Origin of the sequence: Saccharothrix hoggarensis, assembly GCF_042678885.1 — a bacterium.
GTDB lineage: Bacteria > Actinomycetota > Actinomycetes > Mycobacteriales > Pseudonocardiaceae > Actinosynnema > Actinosynnema hoggarensis.
Map to the genome: position 1 here is coordinate 1 of NZ_JBHTLK010000415.1, position 2,728 is coordinate 2,728.

2 protein-coding genes are annotated in these 2,728 nt (G+C 74.6%); one reads left to right on the forward strand and one right to left on the reverse strand.

All coding sequences use genetic code 11. The features are described 5' to 3' along the window. On the reverse strand, positions 1 to 663 hold a 663-nt coding region (locus ACFQ3T_RS35720), incomplete at its 3' end, for a zf-TFIIB domain-containing protein (protein WP_380730424.1). 73 nt (positions 664 to 736) lie between these two features. Here ACFQ3T_RS35720 and ACFQ3T_RS35725 point away from each other — a divergent pair. Further along, positions 737 to 2,677, forward strand: coding sequence for an NACHT domain-containing protein (locus ACFQ3T_RS35725; RefSeq protein WP_380730427.1), 1,941 nt, complete (start codon positions 737 to 739; stop codon positions 2,675 to 2,677). Positions 2,678 to 2,728 lie beyond the last annotated feature (51 nt).

Here is a 2,728-nt window from a genome sequence, read left to right on the forward strand (position 1 = left end):
CTGCGTCGCAGGCCCGGCGTGCTCGGCCTGCGTCGGCGGACCGTGCTCGGCCTGCGTCGGCGGACCGGCGGCGGGCTCGACGTAGGCGGGCGGCCCGTCGGCGTCCTCGGCCTGCTCCGGCGAATCGGCCGGACGCTGAACCCGCGTCGGCGGTTCCGCGCCAGGTTCGGCCGGTGGCGGCGCATCGTCGCCGGGCTCGACCCGCGTCGACTCGGCGGAGTGCCCCACCCGCGTCGACTGCCCGCTCCCGCCCACCTCTGCCGGGTGGGCGGCGGTGGGCTGCGGAACCGGTGCACCGGTCGTGTGCCGAGCCTGCCCGGATTCGGCCTCCCGATCGCCGACCGGGGCCGGAACGACCGCGGTCGCCTCGGCCGCCGGGACGGGAACCGCCCGATCGGGTGTCACCGAGACGGTTACACCCGGCCCGGGAGGAACCTGAACCGGCACGGGCGGACCGGGGACGTACGGCGGCACCCCGCCCGGCGCGGCGAGCGGAACGCCTCCCGGCCGGTACGGCTGCGCGTAGTGCGCGCGTTCGGCGGCGATGATCTGTTCCAACTCGCCGCCGTCGAGGAAGACGCCCTTGCAGTTCTCGCACTGGTCCACGTGCACGGAACCGCGGCTGATGGTGCGCATCAGGTCGTGGCACTTCGGACAGATCACACAATCGAGAGTACGCACGACACAGGGGTGACCACACCGGCACCAGCGGTGACCGGTGGGTCATGATGCCGTGGTGTCCAGATTTCGCCAGCGAGCCGTGCTCACGGGGTGCGTGCTGGCCGCCGTGCTCGCCGCGGCCGGCCTGTTCGTCACCGACTACGGCATCGACCCCGAACTGTGGCTGACCGGCCTGGCCCTCGGGTTCCTGGCCCTGCTCGCCGCCCTGGACCCGTGGCTGCACCGCCGACGGGCCGCGGGCCTCGCCACCGACGAGAACCTCGACGCGGCCACCACCGCGCTCGCCCGCGCCCTGCACGCGCAGTGGAACGAGGAGTGCCGCGCCCGCGGCCTGGACGACCACCTCCTCGACCTGCACTGGACCGCCCTCGAGGGCGAGCCGGGGCACAGCGACGGGATCGTGCGCGCGTTCCGGCGCAACCCCCGCATGGTGGTCCTCGGCGAACCGGGCGCGGGCAAGAGCACCACGGCGATGCTGCTGACCATCGGCCTGCTCGACCGGTACGAGGGCGGCCCGGTGCCGTTCCTCCTCCCCCTCTCCACCTGGGACCCGGAGGCGGAGGACGTGCGCACCTGGATGACCCGGCGGCTGTACGAGGACCACCCGGCCCTGCGCAACACCGAGCTGTACGGCAGCTACGCGGGCGACCTGCTGGTCGAGCAGCGCCGCGTGTTCCCGGTGCTCGACGGCCTCGACCAGCTCCCGCCCGAACGGCGCGCCGCCGCGCTGGACCGCGTCAACCGGGCGTTCCCCGGCCGGCAGCCTCTCGTGCTGACCAGCCGGCCGGAGGAGTTCGCCGAGGCGGGCGTCCCGGTCGCCGGCGCGGACGTCGTGCAGCTCCAGCCGTTGGACCACGAGGGGATCGCGGGCTACCTGCGCGCGGTGTCGGACCCGATGACGGCGGCCCGCTGGGAGCCGATCTTCCTGCACCTGCGCGACGAGCCGGATGGACGGCTGGCCGAGGCGCTGTCCACGCCGCTCGCGGTGTGGCTGGCGGGCGTCGTGCACGGGTACGGCGAGCCGAGCGAGCTGCTGGACCGCGGCCGGTTCCCGGACCGCCGCGCCATCGAGGACCACCTGGTCGACGCGCTGGTCAACGGCGCGTTCGGCGACCGCTCGGTGGCCCACCAGGCGCAGGCCAGCCAGGTGTGGCCGCGGGACAAGGCGACCCGCTGGCTCGCGTTCCTGGCGGGCGAGATGCGCCGGCGGGGCGTGCGCGAACTGGGTTGGTGGGACCTGCGCCGCTCGGTCGGCGCGATGTGGTTGGCGCTGCTCGGCGCGGTCGCGCTCGGCTCGATCGGCGGGTTCGGCGTCGCCTGGCTGATGGCGTACGCGACGGACACGCCGAAGCTCGCCCCGATCACCGGGCTGGCCGCGGGGCTGGCGGTCGCGGTGGCCGCCCTGTACGCGTCCGGGCACCGCACGCCGAAGCCCCGGCTCGGGGTGTGGCGCAGCCTCGTCGTCGTCAGCGGCGTGCTGGGCACGGCGGCCGGGCTGGTGTTCGGCGCGCTGTACGGGCTGTCCGCGGGCCTCGTGGTGGGCCTGGGCATCGCGGTGGCGGTGGCGCTGCGGTTCGGCTTGGGCGGCAGCGGCGAGCTGACCCAGCCGTCGAGTCCCAAGTGGACGATGACGCGGGACCGGATCGCGGTGTGGACGGGGTCGCTGGTGCTGGCCGTGGTGTTCGGCGCGGCCGCCGGCCTGGTGTTCGGGCCGACGCAGTCCGGCATGGTCGGCCTCGGCCTGGCGTCCGGGCTCATGCTCGGCTTCGCGCTGTCCGTGCTGCACCTGCGCTGGTGGTGGTTCACGGTGGCGCGGATCTGGTTGGCGCTGCGCGGCAAGCTGCCGTGGGAGCTGATGCTCTTCCTTGAGGACGCGCGCAAGCTCGGCGTGCTGTGCCAGGCGGGGGCCGCCTACCAGTTCCGGCACGGGCTGGTGCAGGACCGGCTGGCGGGCGCCCGGCCGTCGTCCGCCACCGAGGTCAGGTCGGACGCCTAGACGAGTAATGCGTAAGTCGAGGCGGTGGCTGTAGACGGACGAAGGGTGTTC